The following is a 21,149-nucleotide window of genomic DNA, read 5'->3' as shown; positions in this document are numbered from 1 at the left end:
TTTTCATGGGAGATCCGATGCAAGCAAGCCCCCAAGCGATCGCCGAGATCGACTGCGAACGCAGCCGCCAGCTGCGCGGCGACGGCAGCCAGCCGCTGCCCGACGAGATTCTGGCCGCCACCGAGCCGCTGGTGCTGCGCGGCCTGGTGGCGGACTGGCCGCTGGTGCGGGCGGCGCGGCAGTCGGCGCACGCGGCCGACGCCTACCTGCGCCGCTTCCACCGCGACGCCACGGTGCTGGCGACGCACGCCCTGCCGGAGACGGGCGGGCGGATTTTCTACAACGAGGACCTTAGCGGCTTCAACTTCACCACCCAGCTGGTCGGCTTCGAGCAGGTGCTGGACGCCTTGCGCGCCCACCTGGATGATGCGGCGCCGCCAACCTTCTACGTCGGCTCGACCACGGTCGACACCTGCTTGCCGGGCCTGCGCGCCGAGAACGACCTCAACTTAGGCGCGCGCGATCCGCTGGCCAGCATCTGGATCGGCAACCGCACCGTCATTCCAGCCCACTACGACGTGCCGGACAACCTGGCCTGCGTGGCGGCCGGGCGGCGCCGCTTCACGCTGTTCCCGCCGGAGCAGCTGGCCAACCTGTACGTCGGCCCGCTCGACTTCACGCCGGCCGGGCAGTCGGTCAGCCTGGTCGACCTGCGCCAGCCGGATTTCACGCGCTTTCCGCGCTTTGCCGAAGCGCTGCGCCACGCCCGCTCGGCCGAACTGGGGCCGGGCGACGCCCTGTTCATCCCCAGCATGTGGTGGCACCACGTCGAGGGACTGGAGCCGTTCAACATCCTGATCAACTACTGGTGGCGGCAGTCGCCGGACTGGATGGACACGCCGTTCAACACGCTGCTGCTGGCGCTGATGACCGTGCGCGACCTGCCGCCGGCCCAGCGCGCTGCCTGGCAGGAGCTGTTCCGTCACTACGTGTTTGAGAGCGACGGCGCCGAGGCGGCCCACATCCCGGCGGCGGCGCGCGGCGTCTTGGCGCCGATCAACAACATCGGCGCGCGCGCCTTAAGAGCGCAGTTACTCAAACGTTTTAACCGTTAGTCCGCATTTAATTCGGCGTCATACAAGCAGGGGTCGTGGATCTGCGGTGTTGTTTAAGACCAGAAAACAACAAAAGTGTGTAAAGAAATTATCTTTATTGCAAATAATGCAGATTTTCACTTTGTACGAGCGGCAATATTGTGCGAAATTGTTGCTTGCAACAAGATGTTACAAGCGAGCGTGACAGCTGTCGTAGAACAGCTGCACCGAGAAGCAGATAACGAATAATTCAATCACTTCCGGGAGTAGTTTTGAATCACACCATGAAAAAGAGCGCCATCGCAATGGCACTGGGCGTAGCATTTTCGCAATACTCGGTGGCGCAAGAAGCCCCGGCACCAGACGAAAAGCTGCAGCGCGTCACCATTACCGGTTCGAGCATCAAGCGTACTGAAGCTGAAGCTGCCGGTTCCATCCAGGTGCTGACCCGCGACGATATCGCGCGCACCGGCCAGACCACCGCCCTGGGCATCCTGAACTCCTCGTCCGCCGTCAGCACCGACATCAGCTCCGCGTCGAGCAGCTCGGGCAGCTTCGCGACCGGTTCGTCGGGCGTGGGCCTGCGCGGCCTGGGCAAGGTGGCGACCCTGATCCTGGTCAACGGCCAGCGCATCGCCGAATACGGCCTGGCCGACGGCGCCCAGCAAAACTTCACCAACCTGGACGCGATTCCAGCCGGCGCCATCGAGCGCATCGAGATCCTGAAAGACGGCGCATCGGCCATCTACGGTTCCGACGCCATCGCCGGCGTGATCAACATCATCCTGCTGAAGGACTTCGAAGGCGCCAAGCTGACCGGCAACTACAAGGAATCGGAAAACTTCAAGGACCAGCGTAACCGCAGCATCTCCGGCATCATCGGCTGGGGCGACGTCGACACCAACGGCTTCAACACCTACCTGACCTATGAAGGCTACAAGAGCGACGGCTACTCGCAGGGCGACCTGCAGAGCCACTACCCGGACTGGCACCGCCTGACCCCGGGCCGCTCGACCTGGGATGCGCCAAGCGTCTACTCGCCGACCGGTAACCTGTATCTGGGCACCAGCAACTACGTGGCCGCGCCAGGCTGCCCGGCCGACGCCATCGATCCAAAAGACAAGCTGTGCAAATACAACATCTTGCCGAACACCGGTCTGACCACCAACGCCAAGCGTTACGCGCTGGCCAGCAACACCCACTTCCGCATTGGCAAGTCGATTGACGCCAACCTGGAAATCACCAACGCCGCCGCCAGCAACGACTACATCGTTGCGCCGTTCGCCGTGCAGCCGACCACGTCGTCGAGCACCTGGTACAACGCGATCGACGGCAAGATGGTCGGCCCGTTCTTCTACCCGAAACTGCCGGTTGGCCATCCGAACAACCCGTACACCGTGCCAGTGGAATTCCGCGGCCGCTTCATCGACACCGGCAACGGCTTCAACTTCAACCGCACCGAATCCGAACAGTCGCGCGTCATGCTGAGCCTGAACGGCGACGTCGGCGGCTGGGACTGGAAATCGGCGGTCGGCTACATGAACTCGGAAGCGACCAAGGCCACCCGCGCTGCCAGCGCGGTCGGTTACACCAACGCCATCGTCAACGGCACCTACAAGTTCAACGGTCAGAACTCGTACACGCTGCTGGACTCGATGTTCCCGATCCGTACCACCAAGGGCAAATCGCGCACCTCGTTCGCCAACGCCACCGTGTCGGGTGAAATCGCCCAACTGCCGGCCGGTCCTCTGAACGTTGCGTTCGGCACCGACATCCGTCGCGAACACTATGAAATGGCCAGCTCGGACAACGTGCTGCGCGGTGACCTGATCGGTATCGCCGGTCTGCAGGTCAACGACAATATGGACCACTACGCACTGTTCACCGAAGCCACCGTTCCGGTGATCAAGCGCGTGGAACTGAGCGCCGCCGTCCGTGCCGACAAATCGACCAACAGCGATGTCCACTACTCGCCGAAACTGGGCCTGCGCGTCAACGCCACCGATAGCCTGCTGCTGCGCGCTACCGTGTCGGGCGGCTTCCGTGCGCCGAACATCGTCGAGACCGGTAACGGTCTGGGCCGTAGCTCGTTCGCCAACAGCATCAGCGATCCACGCCGTTGCTCGACCGCCAGCGCGCTGAACAAGCTGATCCAGAATGCCGCCGGCGCCACCGCGGCCGACAAGGCGCAGGGCAACACCCTGCAGAATGCCGACTGCCTGGCCGGTATCCCGACCTTCGTGTCCGCCAACAAGGACCTGAAACCGGAAACCTCGCGTTCGATCACCGCCGGTGTGGTGTGGGAACCGATCAAGAACTGGAACATGGCGCTGGATTACTTCCACATCGAGCGCAAGGATGAAATCGGCACCCGCGCGACCTCGGACATCCTGCGCGGCGAAGCCAGCCTGCCGGCCGGCCAGCTGGTCCGTGTGGACAACAGCGCGTCGGACAACCTGTTCTACGCCCTGGTCAAGAAATACGTACCGGGCAACACCCTGAACTTCGGCGGCGTTGGCGCCATCGGCCTGCTGTACAACCCATACGTCAACAGCGGCAAGACCCGCACCTCGGGCTTCGACTTCGACGCGTCGGGCCGCTTCAACACCGCGCTGGGCCAGGTACGCCTGAAGCTGGAAGCCACCTACCTGTGGAAATACCAGCAATGGAGCCAGACCGACAACGCGTATGACACCAACATGGCCGGTACCTACGACCTGGGTGGCCGTCTGAACACCAAGCTGCGCGGCAGCCTGAAGACCGGCGCGTTCGACCACGGCATGACCCTGAACTACACCAGCGGCTATAGCAACAACAGCCTGTCGTCGCCGACCTACTGCGCCACCAACAATGTCGCAGCCGCCTATGTGGACACCTGCGGCCACGTTGGCAGCAACACCACGGTCGACTACAACATGTCGTACACCGCCATCAAGAACACCACCCTGTCCCTGTACATCGACAACCTGCTGTCGCGCGATGCACCGGTTCAATGGCGTGATGGCTACCAGCCGCAGTTCCGCCGTATCGGCCTGACCGCCAGCTACAAGTTCTTCTAAGGTAGTTGCGCATCCGCCCGGCGCTGGCGCCGGGTGACGCCGCCGAATGCCGCCCAGTGCAAGCTGGGCGGCATTTTTCTTGGGCGCCGCTCGACAGCGCGCGCGCGCGGCGTTACAGTGGTTCGCCATGCACATCCCCCAAACCATCCTGATCGTCGAGGACGAGCAGGCGATCGCCGACAGCATCGCCTATGCCTTGCGCACCGAGGGCTTCACGCCGCTGCACGTGACGCTGGGCGAGCAGGCGCTGGCCGCCATGCGCGCCGCGCCGCCGCCGCTGCTGGCGGTGCTGGACATCGGCCTGCCGGACATGAGCGGGCTGGAAGTCTGCCGCCGGCTGCGCCGGTTTTCCGATGCGCCGGTGATGTTCCTGACCGCCCGCAGCGACGAGATCGACCGCGTGGTCGGGCTGGAAATCGGCGCCGACGATTACGTCACCAAGCCGTTCTCGCCGCGCGAGCTGGTGGCGCGCATCCGCGTGATCCTGCGCCGCATGACGCCGCCGGCGCCGCGCCCGGCAGCCGTTGCCGCTTTTGAAGTGCGTCCGCTGGAGGCGCGCATCCTGTTCCGCGGCCAACCGCTCGACCTGACGCGCTACGAATACCTGCTGCTGAAGACCTTGCTGGAGCATCCGGCCCACGTGCTGTCGCGCGCGCAGCTGATGGACCGCGTCTGGACCGATGCGCCCGAGACGCTGGAACGCACCGTCGACGCCCACGTCAAGTCGCTGCGCGCCAAGCTGCGCCTGGTCGACGCCGGGGCCGATCCCATCCTCACCCATCGCGGCATGGGCTACAGCCTGGCTTTATGAAGATCGGCCTGCGCATCCTGCTGGGCTATTTCCTGATCGTCGGTCTGGCCGCATGGTTTTTGCTGAACGTGTTCGTGGCCGAGGTCAAGCCCGGCGTGCGCTCGACGCTGGAGGACACGCTGGTCGACACGGCGGAGCTGCTGGCTGGGGTGGTGGCCGGCGATTTGAAGAACGGCGTGCCGGCGCTGGCCAATGTCGAGCACTATGCGCGCCGCAGCATCGAGGTCAAGATCGGCGGCGTCCTCAAGCGCAAACTGGATTTCCGCATCTACATCACCGACGCGCGCGGCATCGTCATCTACGATTCCGCCAACCTGGCGCTGGGCCAGGACTATGCGCGCTGGAACGACGTCTACCTGACGCTGCAGGGCAAGTACGGCGCCCGCAGCACGCGTTCGGTGGACGGCGACGACCGCAGCACCGTCATGTACGTGGCCGCGCCGGTGCGCGACGGCGAACGCATCATCGGCGCGCTGACCGTGGCCAAGCCGATCTCCAGCGTGCAGGCCTTTGTCGACCGCAGCCAGCGCAAGATCCTGCAGCGCGGCACGCTGCTGCTGGTGCTGTCGCTGCTGATCGGGCTGGCGTTCGCGTGGTGGCTGGCGCGCGCGCTGCGCGAGCTGATGCACTATGTATCCGAGGTCGAGGCCGGCCGCAAGGCGGTGCCGCCGTCGCTGGGCAACAATGAAATCGGCACGCTGGCGCGGGCGCTGCACGCCATGCGCACGCGGCTGGAAGGCAAGGAATACGCCGAGCAGCTGATGCACACGCTGGCGCATGAGCTGAAAAGCCCGATCGCGGCGATCCAGGGCTCGGCCGAGCTGCTGTCGGAAGACATGCCGCGCGCCGAGTTCCGCCATTTTCTCGACAATATCCTGAGCCAGAACGCGCGCCAGAAACAGCTGATCGACAAGCTGCTGGCGCTGGTGCGCGTCGAGCAGCAGCAGGGCCTGGAAGCGGCCGAGCCGGTGGCGCTCGATGCGCTGCTGCGCCAGGTGGCGGCCGACGCCGCCAGCCAGCTGCAGGCGCGCGCGCTGAGCGTGCGGCTGGAATTGCCGGCGCTGGCGGTGCGCGGCGACGCGCTGCTGTTGCGCCAGGCGCTGGGCAATCTGCTGGACAATGCCATCGGCTTCGCGCCGGCCGGCAGCGAGATCGTGCTGGCGCTGGCCGGCGATGCGGCGCAGGCCGTGGTCAGCGTCGCCGACAGCGGCCCCGGCATTCCTGCCTATGCGGTGGACCGGGTGTTCGACCGCTTTTACTCGCTGCCGCGCCCCGGCGGCAGCAAGAGCACCGGACTGGGCCTGCCCTTCGTGCGGGAGGTGGCGGCGCTGCACGGCGGCACGGTCAGCGTGACGAACCCCGGGCAGGGCGGTTGCCGCGCCGCGCTGCGCCTGCCCTTGCCGCTGACGCGCTAGACTTCACACAGAACGCATCAACAACGCATCGTGCTTTTCTAGACTGGTTGCACTTTCAACCAGAGGAATCGCCATGCAAAAAAAGCTGTTTCAAAAATGCCTGATCATTGTCGCGCTGATGCTGCTGATCGGCCTGCCGTTGATGATGGTCGAGGGCGTCATCTCCGAGCGCATCAGGTTTCACGAGCAGGCGGTGCAGAGCATCGCCGACGACTCGGTGCGGGCGCAGCACGTGATCGGCCCGGTGCTGGTGCTGCCGTACAGCGAGGAAATCAAGGACGGCGACAAGGTGGTGACGGTGCAGCACCGCAAGCTGGTGTTTCCCAATGAACTGAGAATCGCCGGCAAGCTCGTCACCGAGCGGCGCTACCGCGGCATCCACCAGGTGCTGATGTATAGCGGCGGCCACAGCTTCGCCGGCGACTTCACGCTGCCGGCCGCCGCCGACCTGCCGCGCGACAGCGGCACCTCGCTGCTGACCATGCGCCAGCCCTACGTGGCGCTGTCGGTGTCGGACGTGCGCGGCATCCGCGATATCCCGACCATGCTGGTGGCGGGACGGCGCTACCCGTTCGCGCAGGGCGCGCGGCTGCCGGGCAATCCCAGCGGCATGCACGTGCCGCTGGACCTGGGCGACCTGAAGGCGGCCGGGGCGTCGATACCGTTCGGCTTCTCGCTGTACCTGGCCGGCACCGAGCGCCAGCATTTCGTCCCGGTCGGCAACAACAACCTGGTGACGATGGAGTCCAACTGGGCGCATCCCCAGTTCGGCGGCAACTTCCTGCCGGAGGCGCGCACCATCAACGACCAGGGCTTCCGCGCCAGCTGGCGCATCTCGTCCATGGCCAGCAACGCCCAGCGGCAGCTGGCAGCCATGGATCGTCCGGCGCCGGGCTGGTGGTGCTGTACTCCGCGCTGTACGGCCTGCTCGTTTCCGAGAGCAACGCCCTGGTGCTGGGCGCGCTGCTGCTGTTCGCCTGCCTGGGCGCCGTCATGGTCGCCACCCGCCGGGTCGACTGGTATGAAATTGGCAAGATGGACGCGCCGGAAACGCCGCCGGCCACCCCGGCCTGAGCGGCCGCCAGCCCGCATGGCGCCGAGGTTTGGCGCCATGGCGGAATCCGCCTCAAAAAACTGACATACCTCGTACTAAGTTGTTGCGTCAAGCCCCAAATCACGATACACTAGCCGGCTTCGGTATGGATTCGACTTTTTATTGGTCCGTACTAATTTTAGTAGTTCAACATATCCCCGCCCAATCGTAGGTGGGAATTGGAGAAAAAATGAGCCTTGGCCTCCTCGGTCGCAAGGTTGGTATGATGCGCATCTTCACCGATGACGGGGATTCGATCCCAGTCACCGTGGTCGACGTATCGAACAACCGTGTTGCGCAAATCAAAACCCCTGAAACTGATGGTTATACCGCGGTTCAGGTCGCATATGGTCAACGTCGCGCTTCCCGCGTGACCAAAGCCGTTGCTGGTCACCACGCTAAAGCTGGTGTTGAAGCTGGTACTCTGCTGAAAGAGTTCCGCGTCGACGCAGCCAAAGCCGCCGAACTGAAAGCTGGCGACGTTGTTGCCGTTTCCCTGTTCGAAGTCGGTCAGAAGATCGACGTGCAAGGTGTTTCGATCGGTAAAGGCTATGCCGGTACCATCAAGCGTCACAACTTCGCTTCGGGTCGTCAGACCCACGGTAACTCGCGTTCGCACAACGTGCCAGGTTCGATTGGTATGGCGCAAGATCCAGGCCGCGTGTTCCCTGGTAAACGCATGACCGGTCACATGGGTGATGTCACCACGACCGTGCAGAACCTCGAAATCGCCCGTATCGACGCCGACCGTCAGCTGCTGCTGGTCAAAGGTGCGATCCCTGGCGCCAAAAACGGCCAGGTCGTGGTTTCGCCTGCTGTCAAAGTTAAAGCAAAGAAGGGAGCTTAAACGATGGAACTCAAGCTCTTGAACGCTCAAGGTCAAGCCGCCTCTAACGTTGCTGCCGCCGATACCGTCTTCGGCCGTGACTACAACGAAGCCCTGATCCACCAGATCGTCGTTGCTTACCAAGCCAATGCTCGCAGCGGCAACCGTAAACAAAAAGACCGTGAAGAAGTCCACCACACGACCAAGAAGCCATGGCGCCAAAAAGGCACCGGCCGCGCACGTGCTGGTATGTCGTCGTCGCCACTGTGGCGCGGCGGTGGTCGCATCTTCCCGAACTCGCCTGACGAGAACTTCACCCACAAAGTGAACAAGAAGATGTACCGCGCTGGTATCTGCTCGATCCTGTCGCAACTGGCCCGCGAAGAGCGCCTGGTTGTGGTGGAAGATTTCGCGATCGAAGCACCAAAAACCAAGCTGCTGTCGCAAAAGCTGACCGGCATGGGCTTTGATTCGGTACTGATCATCACCGACGTCGCCAACGAAAACCTGGAACTGGCTTCGCGCAACCTGCCGAACGTTCTGGTTGTCGAGCCACGTCACGCAGATCCAATGTCCCTGGTGTTCTACAAGAAGATCGTGGTCACCAAAGCTGCATTGGCTAAGATTGAGGAGATGCTGGCATGAGCGCATTGAAATTTAGCGAAGAGCGCCTGATGAAGGTGCTGGTTGCTCCAGTGATTTCCGAGAAGGCCACCATGGTCGCGGAAAAGAACGAGCAGATCGTGTTCCGCGTCACCACCGACGCGACCAAGCCAGAAATCAAGGCTGCCGTTGAACTGCTGTTCAAAGTGCAAGTGGAATCGGTGCAAACCGTGAACCGCGAAGGTAAGCAGAAACGTTCCGGCGCCCACATCGGCCGCCGCAACCACACCAAGCGTGCTTTCGTGTGCCTGAAGCCTGGCCAGGAAATCAATTTCACCGAGGAGGCTAAATAATGGCACTCGTTAAGATGAAGCCAACCTCCCCAGGCCGTCGCGGCATGGTGAAAGTTGTGAACACCGACCTGTTCAAAGGTCGTCCGTTCGCAGCCCTGGTTGAGAAAAAATCGAAAACTGCCGGCCGTAACAACAACGGCCACATCACCACCCGTCACATCGGTGGTGGTCACAAGCAGCACTACCGCGTGATCGACTTCAAGCGTAACAGCAAGGACGGCATCCCGGCGAAAGTGGAACGTATCGAATACGATCCAAACCGCACCGCGCACATCGCGCTGCTGTGCTACGCCGACGGCGCCCGTACCTACATCATCGCCACCAAAGGCATGGCTGTGGGCGACACCGTCATGACTGGTTCGGAAGCGCCGATCAAGTCGGGCAACTGCCTGCCGATCCGCAACATCCCAGTCGGCACCGTCATGAACTGCGTCGAAATGCTGCCAGGTAAAGGTGCCCAGATGGCCCGTACCGCCGGCGCCGGCGTGGTGCTGATGGCGCGTGAAGGTACTTACGCTCAGGTGCGTCTGCGCTCGGGTGAGGTGCGTCGCGTGCACATCGAGTGCCGTGCAACCGTGGGTGAAGTCGGCAATGCCGAACACAGCCTGCGTAAAATCGGTAAAGCCGGTGCGATGCGCTGGCGCGGTGTTCGTCCTACCGTTCGCGGTGTGGTCATGAACCCGGTCGATCACCCGCACGGTGGTGGTGAAGGTAAAACGGCAGCTGGTCGTCACCCTGTTTCGCCATGGGGCCAACAGACCAAGGGCAAGAAGACTCGCAGCAACAAGCGTACTTCTTCGATGATCGTCTCGCGCCGCGGCAAGAAATAAGGATAAATCATGACTCGTTCATTGAAAAAAGGGCCGTTCTGTGACGCCCACCTGGTGAAAAAAGTCGAAGCCGCGCAAGCGACCAAAGACAAAAAGCCAATCAAAACCTGGTCCCGTCGCTCGACCATCATGCCTGACTTCATCGGCCTGACGATCGCTGTTCACAACGGCAAGCTGCACGTGCCAGTGTACGTTTCCGAGAACATGGTTGGTCACAAGCTCGGCGAATTCGCGCTGACCCGCACGTTCAAAGGCCATGCCGCTGACAAGAAGGCGAAGAAATAATGGAAACCAAAGCTATCCTCAAAGGCGTGCGCCTGTCGGACCAAAAGGGCCGTCTGGTTGCTGACCTGATCCGTGGCAAGAAAGTTGACGCTGCACTCAACATTCTGCAGTTCAGCCCGAAAAAAGGCGCCACCATCATCAAGAAAGTGCTGGAGTCGGCCATCGCCAACGCCGAGCACAACGATGGTGCCGATATCGACGAACTGTTCGTGAAAACGATCTACGTTGAAAAGGGCCCGATCCTGAAGCGCTTCACCGCGCGTGCAAAAGGTCGTGGCGATCGTATCTCGAAACAATCGTGTCACATTTATGTGACCGTAGGCAACTAAGGAGCCACGATGGGTCAGAAAATTCATCCAACTGGTTTCCGCCTGGCGGTTACCCGTAACTGGGCTTCGCGTTGGTATGCAGGCAACGGTAACTTTGCCGCCATGCTGAACGAAGACTTGAAAGCACGTACCTACCTGAAAGCCAAGCTGAAGAACGCTTCGGTCGGCCGCATCGTCATCGAGCGTCCAGCCAAGAACGCGCGTTTCACCATCTACAGCTCGCGTCCAGGCGTGGTCATTGGTAAAAAAGGCGAGGACATCGAAGTACTGAAGTCCGCGCTGACCAAGATCATGGGTGTGCCGGTGCACGTCAACATCGAAGAGATCCGCAAGCCAGAGATCGATTCGCAGCTGATCGCCGACTCGATCGCGCAACAGCTGGAAAAACGCATCATGTTCCGCCGCGCCATGAAACGCGCGATGCAGAACGCCATGCGTCTGGGCGCCCTGGGCATCAAGATCATGTCGTCGGGTCGTCTGAACGGTATCGAAATCGCTCGTAAAGAGTGGTACCGCGAAGGCCGTGTGCCACTGCACACCCTGCGCGCCGATATCGACTACGGCACCAGCGAAGCCTCGACCACCTACGGCATCATCGGTGTCAAGGTGTGGGTGTACAAGGGCGACCGCTCCGCCACCGGCGAAGCACCAGTCATCGACACCCCACCGGACGAGAAAAAGCCACGTGGCCCACGTCGTGAAGACGGCAAGCCAGCTGGCCGCCCACGCCCAGCCGGCGCGAAACCAGCCGCGCCAGGCGCCCGTCGCGCCCCGGCCAAACCGGCTGAGAAAGCAGGAGAATAATCATGCTGCAACCAGCACGCAGAAAGTATCGTAAAGAGCAGAAAGGCCGTAACACCGGCATTTCGCACAGCGCCGGCACTTCGGTGTCGTTCGGCGAATTCGGTCTGAAAGCAACGGTTCGTGGTCGTATCACGGCCCGTCAGATCGAAGCAGCACGTCGCGCCATGACCCGTCACATCAAACGTGGCGGTCGTATCTGGATCCGCGTCTTCCCGGACAAACCGATCTCGAACAAGCCTGCCGAAGTCCGTATGGGTAACGGTAAAGGTAATCCGGAGTACTACGTCGCTGAAATCCGTCCAGGCAAAGTCCTGTACGAAATGGATGGCGTCGCAGAAGAACTGGCGCGCGAAGCATTCCGCCTGGCCGCTGCCAAACTGCCACTGGCGACCACCTTCGTGGTGCGCCAAGTTGGCCAATAACAGGAGTGAACTATGAAAGCATCTGAACTCCGCGGCAAAGACCAGGCAGCTCTGCAAAAAGAGCTGAATGACCTGTTGAAGGCACAATTCGGCCTGCGTATGCAAACCGCGACGCAACAGCTGAGCAACACTTCGCAGCTCAAGAAGGTACGTCGCGATATCGCACGCGTAAAAACGGTAATGAACACGAAGGAAGCAAAATGACCGAGCAAGTAAAGCTGAAGCGTACGCTGATCGGTAAAGTTGTGTCTGACAAGATGGACAAAACCGTTACCGTTCTGATCGAACGTCACGTGAAACATCCTTTGTACGGCAAGATCATCGTCCGCTCGAACAAGTACCACGCGCATGACGAGACCAACCAGGTGAAAGCCGGTGACACGGTGGAAATCGTGGAAGGTCGTCCGATCTCCAAAACCAAGGCATGGACCGTGACCCGTGTGGTGCAAGCCGCACAAATCGTTTAATTGAAGACGTCGCCTCCGATCTCCGGATCGGGGGCGATTTTCAATTAGTTCTTGCAAGCCCGCAAAAGGTATGTAATACTTGCGGGCTTCGTTCATGTAACGCCGCAAAGTGTCTGGCCACAGACGCTGAACCGTGCGGTCAGTAGCAGTACGAAGGTCAAGCACCCAAACAGTGGGCTCTTCATGAGCGCTCTGGCGGGACCAAGACTGACCGCAGGTCCGCATTGTGTGGATTCTTCGGCTTAAGTTGGGAAAGAGAATACTATGATTCAAACTGAAAGCCGGCTCGAAGTGGCCGACAATACCGGTGCCAAAGAAGTCATGTGCATCAAGGTATTGGGCGGCTCCAAGCGCCGTTATGCTGGCATCGGCGACGTGATCAAGGTAACCGTTAAGGTTGCTGCGCCACGCGGCCGTGTCAAAAAAGGTGAAATTTATAACGCCGTGGTAGTGCGCACCGCTAAAGGTGTACGCCGCCAAGACGGTTCCCTGGTGAAGTTCGACGGCAATGCCGCCGTACTGTTGAACGCCAAGCTGGAACCGATCGGTACCCGTATCTTCGGACCAGTGACGCGCGAGCTGCGCACTGAAAAGTTCATGAAGATCGTGTCCCTGGCACCTGAAGTACTGTAAGGAGTCAGCAATGGATAAGATTCGTAAAAACGACGAAGTCATCGTTCTGGCCGGTAAAGACAAGGGCAAACGCGGTGTCGTTTCGCGTCGCGTAGACGCAGAACACGTTGTGGTTGAAGGCGTCAACGTTGCTAAAAAAGCGACCAAGCCGAACCCAATGACTGGCGTTCAAGGTGGTATCGTCGACAAGACTATGCCGATTCACGTGTCCAACGTTGCATTGTTCAATGCAGCGACTGGCAAGGCAGACCGGGTGGGTTTCAAAGATGTCGACGGCAAAAAAGTCCGCGTCTTCAAATCGTCCGGCGAAGTAGTGAAGGCTTAAGAAATCATGGCACGTCTCCAAGAGTTCTATAAAGAAAAAGTCGTCGCTGACCTGACCGAGAAATTCGGCTACAAGTCGGTGATGGAAGTACCACGTCTGACCAAGATCACCCTGAACATGGGTGTGGGTGAAGCGATCGCCGACAAGAAAGTGCTGGAGCACGCTGTCGGCGACCTGACCAAGATCGCCGGCCAGAAACCAGTGACCACCAAGTCGCGCAAAGCTATCGCGGGTTTCAAGATCCGTGAAGGCTACCCGATCGGTACCATGGTCACCCTGCGTGGTGCCCGCATGTACGAGTTCCTCGACCGCTTCATCACCGTGGCCCTGCCGCGCGTGCGTGACTTCCGCGGTGTGAATGGCCGCTCGTTCGATGGTCGTGGCAACTACAACATCGGTGTGAAAGAGCAGATCATCTTCCCGGAGATCGAGTACGACAAGATCGATGCGCTGCGTGGTATGAACATTTCGATCACCACCACCGCTAAGACCGACGACGAAGCGAAAGCTCTGCTCGCCGCCTTCAAATTCCCGTTCAGGAACTAAGAGATCATGGCAAAACTCGCACTGATTAACCGTGAAGCGAAACGCGTGGCCCTGGCGAACAAATTCGCCGCCAAGCGCGCCTCGCTCAAGGCCATCATCGATGACCAGTCGAAATCGGAAGAAGAACGTTACGAAGCGCGCCTGAAACTGCAAGCGCTGCCACGTAACTCGGCTCCGACCCGCCAGCGTAACCGCTGCGCCGTCACCGGTCGTCCACGCGGCACCTTCCGTAAATTCGGTCTGGGCCGTATCAAGCTCCGTGAATTCGCCATGCGTGGTGAGATCCCGGGTATGACTAAAGCTAGCTGGTAATAGGAGAATAAGCAATGAGTATGAGCGATCCTATCGCCGATATGCTGACCCGCATTCGTAACGCCCAGGGCGTGCAAAAAACGACCGTGGCCATGCCATCGTCGAAAGTCAAAATTGCGATTGCCAACGTCCTCAAGGACGAGGGTTACATTGAAGATTTCGCAGTCGCTGAAGATGGCGGCAAGTCGGAACTGAAAATCGGTTTGAAGTATTATGTTGGCCGTCCCGTCATCGAGCGCCTTGAGCGCGTGTCCCGTCCAGGCCTGCGCGTCTACAAGGGCAAAGACGAGATCCCTACTGTGATGAATGGCTTGGGTGTGGCGATCGTGTCGACTCCGCAAGGCGTCATGACTGACCGCAAAGCACGCGCTACCGGTGTCGGCGGCGAAGTTATTTGCTACGTCGCATAAGGAGTTACACATGTCCCGAGTAGCTAAAATGCCGATCGCCGTGCCAGCTGGCGCTGATGTTGCCATCTCCGCACAAGCGATCACCGTCAAGGGCCCGCTGGGCGTCCTGACCCAGAACCTGAATGGCCTGGTTAAAGTAGAAAACAATGCAGGCACCCTGAGCTTCGAGCCGTCGAACGACAGCCGCGAAGCCAACGCCATGTCCGGCACGCTGCGCGCGCTGGTCAACAACATGGTGACCGGTGTGACCAAGGGCTTCGAGAAAAAGCTGAACCTGGTTGGCGTGGGCTACAAAGCCCAGGCTGCCGGCGACAAGCTGAACCTGTCGCTGGGTTTCTCGCACCCGGTCGTGCACGCCATGCCAGAAGGCGTGACCTGCGCCACCGCCACCCCGACCGAGATCGTCATCAAAGGCATCGATCGTCAAAAGGTGGGTCAGGTTGCTGCCGAAGTTCGCGCTTACCGCGCTCCTGAGCCGTACAAAGGCAAGGGCGTCCGTTATTCGGACGAAGTGGTTAAGCTTAAAGAAACCAAGAAGAAGTAATTAGGGGCTGACGATGGATAAAAAAGAATCTCGTCTGCGTCGCGGACGTCAAACCCGGATCAAGATCGCACAACTGAAAGTGAACCGCCTGTCGGTGCACCGCACTAACCTGCACATTTATGCGAACCTGATCAGCCCGGAAGCCAAAGTACTGGTTTCGGCCTCGACCGTAGAAGCGGAAGTACGCGCTGAACTGGCCGGCCAATCGGGCAAGGGTGGCAACGCCGCTGCCGCCGCACTGGTGGGCAAGCGCGTAGCAGAAAAAGCACTGAAAGCCGGTATCACCGAAGTCGCCTTCGACCGTTCCGGTTTCCGTTATCACGGCCGTGTGAAGGCGCTGGCAGAAGCCGCGCGTGAAGCCGGTCTGAAGTTCTAAGGAACGATCATGGCAAAAATGCAAGCAAAAATGGCAAGCGACAAGCCGGACGACGGCATGCGCGAAAAAATGATCGCGATCAACCGCGTGACCAAAGTGGTCAAGGGTGGTCGTATCATGGGTTTCGCCGCGCTGACCGTGGTAGGTGACGGCGATGGCCGCATCGGCATGGGCAAGGGCAAGTCGAAAGAGGTACCGGTCGGTGTGCAGAAGGCAATGGAAGAAGCCCGTCGCAACCTGATCAAAGTACCGCTGAAAAACGGCACCCTGCACCACACCGTTCTGGGTCGCCACGGCGCCTCGAAAGTAATGATGTCGCCTGCGAAACCAGGTACCGGCGTCATCGCTGGCGGCGCAATGCGCGCAATCTTCGAAGTCATGGGCGTTACCGACGTGGTCGCGAAATCGACCGGTTCGAGCAACCCGTACAACCTGGTTCGCGCCACGCTGGACGGCCTGGCTAAACTGAGCACTCCTGCTGACATCGCTGCGAAACGCGGCAAGTCGGTAGAAGAGATCCTGGGTTAAGGTGAACGACATGACTACGAAAACCGTCAAAGTACAACTGGTCAAGGGCCTGATTGGCACTCGTCAAGATCACCGTGCCACCGTTCGCGGTCTGGGCCTGCGTCGCGTCAACTCGGTCGCCGAGCTGCAAGACACCCCATCCGTACGCGGCATGATCAACAAAGTGTCGTATCTCGTTAAAGTAGTTGCGTAAGCCCCGGCTTACTCACGGAGAAATCATGGAACTGAATACCATTCAACCAGCCGAAGGCGCGAAGCACTACAAGCGCCGCGTCGGCCGCGGTATCGGCTCTGGCCTGGGTAAAACCGCAGGCCGTGGCCACAAGGGTCAGAAATCGCGTTCGGGCGGCTTCCACAAAGTCGGCTTCGAAGGCGGTCAGATGCCTCTGCAACGTCGTCTGCCTAAGCGCGGTTTCAAGTCGCTCAACGCCACCTTCAAAGCTGAAGTGCGTCTGTCCGACCTGAACAACCTGGCTGTTGGCGATGTCGACATTCTGGTGCTGAAACAAGCTGGCGTACTGAGCGTGCTGGCACGCGATGTGCGCGTCATTCTGTCCGGCGAGATCACCAAAGCGGTGAACCTCAAAGGCCTGAAAGTGACCGCTGGCGCGAAAGCCGCCATCGAAGCAGCCGGCGGCTCGGTAGCCTGAGCCCCGCACACAGCTTGATCGGAGCGAAAATTGGCGACTAATCCACAATTGGCTAAAAGTGCAGCAGCTGGTTTCCCTTGGGGCCGGCTCTGGTTCCTGCTTGGCGCATTGGTGGTTTATCGTATCGGCGCTCACATCCCGGTTCCCGGGATCGATCCGGTACAATTGGCCGCGCTGTTCAAGTCGCAAGAGGGCGGCATCCTGGGCATGTTGAACATGTTCAGCGGTGGCGCGCTCGCGCGCTTCACGGTGTTTGCGCTGGGTATCACGCCGTACATCTCGGCCTCGATCATCATGCAGTTGGTGTCGATCGTCTCGCCGCAGATGGAAGCGCTGAAGAAGGAAGGCGAAGCAGGCCGACGCAAGATCACCCAGTACACCCGGTATTTCACGGTGTTGCTGGCGGGATTCCAGGCGCTCGGGATTGCAGTTGCTTTGGAGTCGCAGGCAGGCCTGGTGCTGGATCCAGGTTATGCCTTCCGTTTCGTGACGGTCGTTACGCTGTTGACCGGAACCATGTTCGTGATGTGGTTGGGCGAGCAGATTACCGAGCGCGGTCTCGGTAACGGCATCTCGATCATCATCTTCGCGGGTATCGCCGCCGGCTTGCCGGGCGCACTGGGTGGCCTCGGCCAGTCGGTGTCCAACGGCTCGATCGGCGCGCTGTCCGCGATCATCATCATGATCCTGGTAGTGGCGGTGACGTTCCTGGTGGTATTCGTGGAACGTGGCCAACGCAAGATTCTGGTGAACTATGCGAAACGCCAGGTGGGTAACAAGATTTACGGTGGACAAACGTCGCACCTGCCATTGAAATTGAACATGGCCGGCGTGATCCCACCGATCTTCGCTTCGTCGATTATCTTGTTCCCGGCCACGATCGTGGGCTGGTTTACGACGGGCGCCGACACGGCCAACCCGGCGGTCCGGTTCCTGAAAGATTTGGCAGCATCGATGGGGCCAGGCGAGCCCATCCACGCACTGTTGTACGCCATTGCGATCGTGTTTTTCTGTTTCTTCTATACAGCGCTGGTCTTCAACAGCAAGGAAACAGCGGATAACTTGAAGAAGAGCGGGGCCTTTGTGCCAGGGATCCGTCCCGGTGAGCAGACTGCCCGCTACATCGACAAGATCCTGACGCGATTGACACTGGCTGGCGCCATCTACATCACTTTGGTGTGTTTGTTGCCGGAATTCATGCAAGCCGAGTGGAAAGTACCATTCTATTTTGGCGGTACTTCGTTGTTGATTATTGTGGTTGTTACCATGGATTTCATGGCGCAAGTACAAAACTACGTGATGTCGCAGCAATATGAATCGCTGCTGCGCAAAGCAAACTTCAAAGGCGGAATTCCGACGCGATAAGCGCGGTTTCAAACATACCGAATGGCAAAAGACGACGTCATACAGATGCAGGGTGAGATCCTAGAAAATCTCCCTAATGCAACATTTCGAGTAAAGCTGGAAAACGGGCACGTGGTGCTCGGGCATATTTCAGGTAAAATGCGGATGAACTATATCCGCATTCTTCCTGGCGACAAGGTGACGGTAGAGCTGACACCTTACGACCTGTCCCGTGCCCGCATTGTGTTCCGGACCAAGTAATTTTAGATAATCGAACCAAGAAGAGAGTGCAAAATGAAAGTTAACGCCTCAGTCAAGCGGATCTGCCGCAACTGCAAGATCATCAAGCGCAAGGGCGTTGTTCGCGTAATCTGCGTCGAACCACGTCACAAGCAGCGTCAAGGTTAATAACCGTTATTTATCGAGGAATAACGAATGGCACGTATTGCAGGGGTTAATATCCCAAATCACCAGCACACCGTTATCGGCCTGACGGCCATCTACGGTGTAGGCCGCCCACGCGCGAAGTTCATCTGCGCGCAAACGGGCATTGCGACCGATAAAAAGGTCAAGGACCTGGACGACAGCGAACTGGAAAAGCTGCGCGATGAAGTAGCAAAATTCATCGTCGAAGGCGATCTGCGCCGCGAACTGTCCATGAACATCAAGCGTTTGATGGATCTGGGTTGCTACCGTGGTATGCGTCACCGTAAGGGCCTGCCGGTCCGCGGTCAACGCACCCGCACCAATGCACGTACCCGCAAGGGCCCGCGCAAAGCCGCTCAATCGCTCAAGAAATAATCTAGGGAAATCACATGGCTAAGCAACAAAGCAGCGCAGCAGCAGCTCGCGTACGCAAGAAGGTCAAGAAGAACGTCGCTGAAGGTATCGCGCACGTTCACGCTTCCTTCAACAATACCATCATCACCATCACCGACCGTCAGGGCAACGCTCTGTCGTGGGCGACCTCCGGTGGTGCTGGCTTCAAGGGTTCGCGTAAATCGACCCCGTTCGCAGCGCAGGTTGCTGCTGAAGCCGCTGGTAAAGTCGCGATCGAATGCGGCGTGAAGAACCTGGAAGTGCGCATCAAGGGCCCAGGCCCAGGCCGTGAATCGGCTGTGCGCGCGCTGAACAACCTGGGCATCAAGATCACCGAGATCCAGGACGTGACGCCAGTGCCACACAACGGCTGCCGCCCTCCAAAGCGTCGTCGTATCTAATGGCATCGCCGGCTTGCCGGCAATGCTGTTACACAATTCAGCTGGTGCAGGCAACCGGTAACGGTTATACTGCCCGGCTATTGTCGTCTGCCGCTTGCGGCGGACTTAAGCCACGTCTGGCTCAACCGCAGACCAGACTAGCGTTCAGCCCCAGCGGTTGGAACGTCATTATTTAAAAAAGGAAATACCGTGGCACGTTATATCGGACCTAAAGCAAAACTGTCCCGCCGTGAAGGCACTGATCTGTTCCTGAAGAGCGCACGTCGTTCGCTGGACAGCAAATGCAAACTGGATGTCAAACCAGGTCAGCACGGCGTCAAGTCGGGCGCCCGCACCTCGGACTACGGCAACCAGCTGCGCGAAAAACAAAAAGTCAAACGTATGTACGGCGTGCTGGAACGTCAGTTCCGTCGCTACTTCGCAGAAGCCGACCGCCGCAAGGGCAACACCGGCGAAACCCTGCTGAAGCTGCTGGAAGCCCGTCTGGACAACGTCGCCTACCGCATGGGCTTCGGCTCGACCCGCGCTGAAGCACGTCAGCTGGTCTCCCACAAAGCGTTCACCGTGAACGGCCAAGTGGTGAACATCGCTTCGTACTCGGTCAAAGTCGGCGACGTCGTTGCTGTGCGCGAAAAAGCCAAGAAACAAGTGCGTATCGTTGAAGCGCTGTCGCTGGCTGAACAAGTCGGCATGCCAGCCTGGGTGTCGGTTGATGCCAAGAAAATGGAAGGCACCTTCAAGTCCCTGCCAGAGCGTAACGAAATCGCCAACGACGTCAACGAATCGCTGATCGTCGAGCTGTACTCGCGTTAATCTGTAGCCTAAGTAGCACCAAAACCCGCCCGCTTATTCAAGCGGGCGTTTTCACTAATGCCATCAGCCTTATCGGCTTAACGCGCCGAGGGTATTGAAAAGGACATTTCATGCAAAACAGTTTGTTGAAACCACGTATTATCGATGTAGAAGCCCTGGGCGCCGGTCACGCCAAAGTCGTGATGGAGCCATTCGAGCGCGGCTACGGCCACACCCTGGGCAACGCGCTGCGTCGCGTGCTGCTGTCGTCGATGGTCGGCTACGCGCCAACCGAAGTGACGATCGCCGGCGTGGTGCACGAGTACTCGTCGCTGGACGGCGTGCAAGAAGACGTGGTTGACCTGTTGCTGAACCTGAAGGGCGTTGTGTTCAAAGTGCACAACCGTGACTCCGTCACCCTGACCCTGAAAAAAGAGGGCGAAGGCGCCGTGCTGGCATCGGACATCGATCTGCCGCACGACGTGGAACTGATCAACCCGGATCACGTGATCGCTCACCTGACCGCCGGCGGCAAGCTGGACATGCAGATCAAGGTCGAAAAAGGCCGCGGCTATGTGCCAGGCAACGTGCGTCGCCTGTCGGAAGACACCAACAAGACCATCGGCCGCATCATCCTGGACGCGTCGTTCTCGCCAGTGCGCCGTGTGTCGTACTTCGTGGAATCGGCCCGTGTGGAACAGCGTACCGACCTGGACAAGCTGATCATCAACATCGAAACCAACGGCGTGATTTCGCCGGAAGAAGCGATCCGTCAATCGGCCCGCGTGCTGGTCGATCAACTGAACGTGTTCGCTGCCCTGGAAGGCACCGAAGCGGCTGCTGAAGCGCCTTCGCGCGCACCGCTGGTCGATCCGATCCTGCTGCGTCCAGTCGACGACCTGGAACTGACCGTGCGTTCGGCCAACTGCCTGAAAGCCGAAAACATCTACTACATCGGCGACCTGATCCAGCGTTCGGAAAACGAGCTGCTGAAGACCCCGAACCTGGGCCGCAAGTCGCTGAACGAGATCAAGGAAGTCCTGGCTTCCCGTGGTCTGACCCTGGGCATGAAGCTGGAAAACTGGCCGCCTGCTGGTCTGGAAAAATAACAGCTTGGGCGACAGAGCTGGACATCGCG

The 21,149-nt window shown here is 59.7% G+C and carries 32 protein-coding genes and 1 pseudogene; all 33 read left to right on the top strand.

What is annotated here, in order from left to right:
* Window positions 1-17 precede the first annotated feature (17 nt).
* The 33 genes and pseudogenes from GJ698_RS27600 (at window position 18) to GJ698_RS27445 (ending at window position 21,120) form a co-directional block, all read left to right on the top strand.
* The gene (locus tag GJ698_RS27600) at window positions 18-1,055 is read left to right on the top strand and encodes a cupin-like domain-containing protein (protein WP_154361060.1); all 1,038 of its coding nucleotides are present in this window, start codon (window positions 18-20) and stop codon (window positions 1,053-1,055) included.
* 263 nt (window positions 1,056-1,318) lie between these two features.
* Window positions 1,319-4,093: a TonB-dependent receptor plug domain-containing protein gene (locus GJ698_RS27595; protein WP_154361059.1), complete on the top strand. Its 2,775-nt coding sequence runs from the start codon at window positions 1,319-1,321 to the stop codon at window positions 4,091-4,093.
* A gap of 127 nt (window positions 4,094-4,220) precedes the next feature.
* Window positions 4,221-4,904 (top strand): two-component system response regulator CreB, encoded by a 684-nt coding sequence (creB, locus tag GJ698_RS27590; RefSeq protein ID WP_154361058.1) that lies wholly within the window; start codon window positions 4,221-4,223, stop codon window positions 4,902-4,904.
* Window positions 4,901-6,319, top strand: a complete 1,419-nt coding sequence (creC, locus tag GJ698_RS27585; protein WP_154361057.1) for a two-component system sensor histidine kinase CreC — start codon at window positions 4,901-4,903, stop codon at window positions 6,317-6,319. Before creB ends, creC begins: the two co-directional genes overlap by 4 nt.
* Window positions 6,320-6,392: 73 nt before the next feature.
* A pseudogene (locus GJ698_RS27580) lies at window positions 6,393-7,178 on the top strand (inner membrane CreD family protein); the annotation flags it as partial.
* 38 nt (window positions 7,179-7,216) lie between these two features.
* On the top strand, window positions 7,217-7,393 hold the full coding sequence (locus GJ698_RS31475) for an inner membrane CreD family protein (protein ID WP_371865459.1): 177 nt from the start codon (window positions 7,217-7,219) through the stop codon (window positions 7,391-7,393).
* Window positions 7,394-7,602: 209 nt separating this feature from the next.
* Complete coding sequence (gene rplC / locus GJ698_RS27575; protein ID WP_154361055.1) at window positions 7,603-8,259, top strand: 50S ribosomal protein L3; 657 nt, start codon at window positions 7,603-7,605, stop codon at window positions 8,257-8,259.
* Window positions 8,260-8,262: 3 nt separating this feature from the next.
* Window positions 8,263-8,883, top strand: coding sequence for a 50S ribosomal protein L4 (rplD, locus tag GJ698_RS27570; RefSeq protein ID WP_090192447.1), 621 nt, complete (start codon window positions 8,263-8,265; stop codon window positions 8,881-8,883).
* On the top strand, window positions 8,880-9,194 hold the full coding sequence (rplW, locus tag GJ698_RS27565) for a 50S ribosomal protein L23 (RefSeq protein WP_154361054.1): 315 nt from the start codon (window positions 8,880-8,882) through the stop codon (window positions 9,192-9,194). The genes rplD and rplW overlap by 4 nt, the downstream gene beginning before the upstream one ends.
* On the top strand, window positions 9,194-10,024 hold the full coding sequence (gene rplB / locus GJ698_RS27560) for a 50S ribosomal protein L2 (RefSeq protein WP_154361053.1): 831 nt from the start codon (window positions 9,194-9,196) through the stop codon (window positions 10,022-10,024). Before rplW ends, rplB begins: the two co-directional genes overlap by 1 nt.
* Before the next feature lie 9 nt (window positions 10,025-10,033).
* Complete coding sequence (gene rpsS, locus GJ698_RS27555) at window positions 10,034-10,309, top strand: 30S ribosomal protein S19 (protein ID WP_050409767.1); 276 nt, start codon at window positions 10,034-10,036, stop codon at window positions 10,307-10,309.
* Window positions 10,306-10,638: a 50S ribosomal protein L22 gene (rplV, locus tag GJ698_RS27550; protein WP_174864456.1), complete on the top strand. Its 333-nt coding sequence runs from the start codon at window positions 10,306-10,308 to the stop codon at window positions 10,636-10,638. The genes rpsS and rplV overlap by 4 nt, the downstream gene beginning before the upstream one ends.
* A 9-nt stretch (window positions 10,639-10,647) precedes the next feature.
* Complete coding sequence (gene rpsC, locus GJ698_RS27545) at window positions 10,648-11,442, top strand: 30S ribosomal protein S3 (protein WP_154361052.1); 795 nt, start codon at window positions 10,648-10,650, stop codon at window positions 11,440-11,442.
* A 2-nt stretch (window positions 11,443-11,444) separates the two neighbouring features.
* Window positions 11,445-11,864 carry a 50S ribosomal protein L16 gene (gene rplP / locus GJ698_RS27540; protein ID WP_154361051.1) on the top strand — a complete coding sequence of 140 codons (420 nt, stop codon included), beginning with the start codon at window positions 11,445-11,447 and terminating at the stop codon, window positions 11,862-11,864.
* 12 nt (window positions 11,865-11,876) lie between these two features.
* Window positions 11,877-12,068, top strand: a complete 192-nt coding sequence (gene rpmC / locus GJ698_RS27535; RefSeq protein ID WP_020704377.1) for a 50S ribosomal protein L29 — start codon at window positions 11,877-11,879, stop codon at window positions 12,066-12,068.
* A complete protein-coding gene (gene rpsQ, locus GJ698_RS27530; RefSeq protein ID WP_154361050.1) occupies window positions 12,065-12,331 on the top strand; it encodes a 30S ribosomal protein S17 in 267 nt (88 codons plus the stop codon). The genes rpmC and rpsQ overlap by 4 nt, the downstream gene beginning before the upstream one ends.
* A gap of 264 nt (window positions 12,332-12,595) precedes the next feature.
* The gene (gene rplN / locus GJ698_RS27525) at window positions 12,596-12,964 is read left to right on the top strand and encodes a 50S ribosomal protein L14 (RefSeq protein WP_008444317.1); all 369 of its coding nucleotides are present in this window, start codon (window positions 12,596-12,598) and stop codon (window positions 12,962-12,964) included.
* Between the two features lie 10 nt (window positions 12,965-12,974).
* Window positions 12,975-13,289, top strand: coding sequence for a 50S ribosomal protein L24 (gene rplX, locus GJ698_RS27520; RefSeq protein ID WP_056151015.1), 315 nt, complete (start codon window positions 12,975-12,977; stop codon window positions 13,287-13,289).
* Window positions 13,290-13,295: 6 nt separating this feature from the next.
* Complete coding sequence (rplE, locus tag GJ698_RS27515; protein WP_019923483.1) at window positions 13,296-13,835, top strand: 50S ribosomal protein L5; 540 nt, start codon at window positions 13,296-13,298, stop codon at window positions 13,833-13,835.
* A gap of 6 nt (window positions 13,836-13,841) precedes the next feature.
* Complete coding sequence (gene rpsN / locus GJ698_RS27510; RefSeq protein WP_154361049.1) at window positions 13,842-14,147, top strand: 30S ribosomal protein S14; 306 nt, start codon at window positions 13,842-13,844, stop codon at window positions 14,145-14,147.
* Between the two features lie 14 nt (window positions 14,148-14,161).
* On the top strand, window positions 14,162-14,557 hold the full coding sequence (gene rpsH, locus GJ698_RS27505) for a 30S ribosomal protein S8 (RefSeq protein WP_154361048.1): 396 nt from the start codon (window positions 14,162-14,164) through the stop codon (window positions 14,555-14,557).
* A gap of 10 nt (window positions 14,558-14,567) precedes the next feature.
* The gene (gene rplF / locus GJ698_RS27500; protein ID WP_154361047.1) at window positions 14,568-15,101 is read left to right on the top strand and encodes a 50S ribosomal protein L6; all 534 of its coding nucleotides are present in this window, start codon (window positions 14,568-14,570) and stop codon (window positions 15,099-15,101) included.
* Window positions 15,102-15,114: 13 nt separating this feature from the next.
* Complete coding sequence (rplR, locus tag GJ698_RS27495) at window positions 15,115-15,477, top strand: 50S ribosomal protein L18 (RefSeq protein ID WP_072786821.1); 363 nt, start codon at window positions 15,115-15,117, stop codon at window positions 15,475-15,477.
* A 9-nt stretch (window positions 15,478-15,486) separates the two neighbouring features.
* Window positions 15,487-16,005, top strand: a complete 519-nt coding sequence (rpsE, locus tag GJ698_RS27490; RefSeq protein WP_072786822.1) for a 30S ribosomal protein S5 — start codon at window positions 15,487-15,489, stop codon at window positions 16,003-16,005.
* Between the two features lie 10 nt (window positions 16,006-16,015).
* Window positions 16,016-16,198, top strand: coding sequence for a 50S ribosomal protein L30 (rpmD, locus tag GJ698_RS27485; protein ID WP_090192459.1), 183 nt, complete (start codon window positions 16,016-16,018; stop codon window positions 16,196-16,198).
* Between the two features lie 25 nt (window positions 16,199-16,223).
* Window positions 16,224-16,655 (top strand): 50S ribosomal protein L15, encoded by a 432-nt coding sequence (gene rplO / locus GJ698_RS27480; protein ID WP_090192436.1) that lies wholly within the window; start codon window positions 16,224-16,226, stop codon window positions 16,653-16,655.
* A gap of 30 nt (window positions 16,656-16,685) precedes the next feature.
* Entirely contained in the window at window positions 16,686-18,020 is a 1,335-nt protein-coding gene (gene secY, locus GJ698_RS27475) for a preprotein translocase subunit SecY (RefSeq protein WP_110846396.1), read from the top strand.
* Between the two features lie 21 nt (window positions 18,021-18,041).
* Window positions 18,042-18,260 carry a translation initiation factor IF-1 gene (infA, locus tag GJ698_RS27470; RefSeq protein ID WP_005663428.1) on the top strand — a complete coding sequence of 73 codons (219 nt, stop codon included), beginning with the start codon at window positions 18,042-18,044 and terminating at the stop codon, window positions 18,258-18,260.
* A gap of 33 nt (window positions 18,261-18,293) precedes the next feature.
* Window positions 18,294-18,407 (top strand): 50S ribosomal protein L36, encoded by a 114-nt coding sequence (rpmJ, locus tag GJ698_RS27465; protein ID WP_005663407.1) that lies wholly within the window; start codon window positions 18,294-18,296, stop codon window positions 18,405-18,407.
* Window positions 18,408-18,434: 27 nt separating this feature from the next.
* The gene (gene rpsM / locus GJ698_RS27460) at window positions 18,435-18,800 is read left to right on the top strand and encodes a 30S ribosomal protein S13 (RefSeq protein WP_154361046.1); all 366 of its coding nucleotides are present in this window, start codon (window positions 18,435-18,437) and stop codon (window positions 18,798-18,800) included.
* Window positions 18,801-18,814: 14 nt separating this feature from the next.
* Window positions 18,815-19,219 (top strand): 30S ribosomal protein S11, encoded by a 405-nt coding sequence (gene rpsK, locus GJ698_RS27455; protein ID WP_072786827.1) that lies wholly within the window; start codon window positions 18,815-18,817, stop codon window positions 19,217-19,219.
* Between the two features lie 189 nt (window positions 19,220-19,408).
* Window positions 19,409-20,032 carry a 30S ribosomal protein S4 gene (gene rpsD, locus GJ698_RS27450; RefSeq protein ID WP_110846397.1) on the top strand — a complete coding sequence of 208 codons (624 nt, stop codon included), beginning with the start codon at window positions 19,409-19,411 and terminating at the stop codon, window positions 20,030-20,032.
* A gap of 110 nt (window positions 20,033-20,142) precedes the next feature.
* Window positions 20,143-21,120 carry a DNA-directed RNA polymerase subunit alpha gene (locus GJ698_RS27445; RefSeq protein ID WP_026637581.1) on the top strand — a complete coding sequence of 326 codons (978 nt, stop codon included), beginning with the start codon at window positions 20,143-20,145 and terminating at the stop codon, window positions 21,118-21,120.
* The last annotated feature ends 29 nt before the right edge of the window (window positions 21,121-21,149 follow it).

Origin of the sequence: Duganella aquatilis (assembly GCF_009674565.1) — a bacterium.
Lineage (GTDB): Bacteria > Pseudomonadota > Gammaproteobacteria > Burkholderiales > Burkholderiaceae_D > Rugamonas > Rugamonas aquatilis.
Note: the sequence above shows the minus strand (reverse complement) of the source record. Positions and strands in the feature narration are given on the sequence as shown.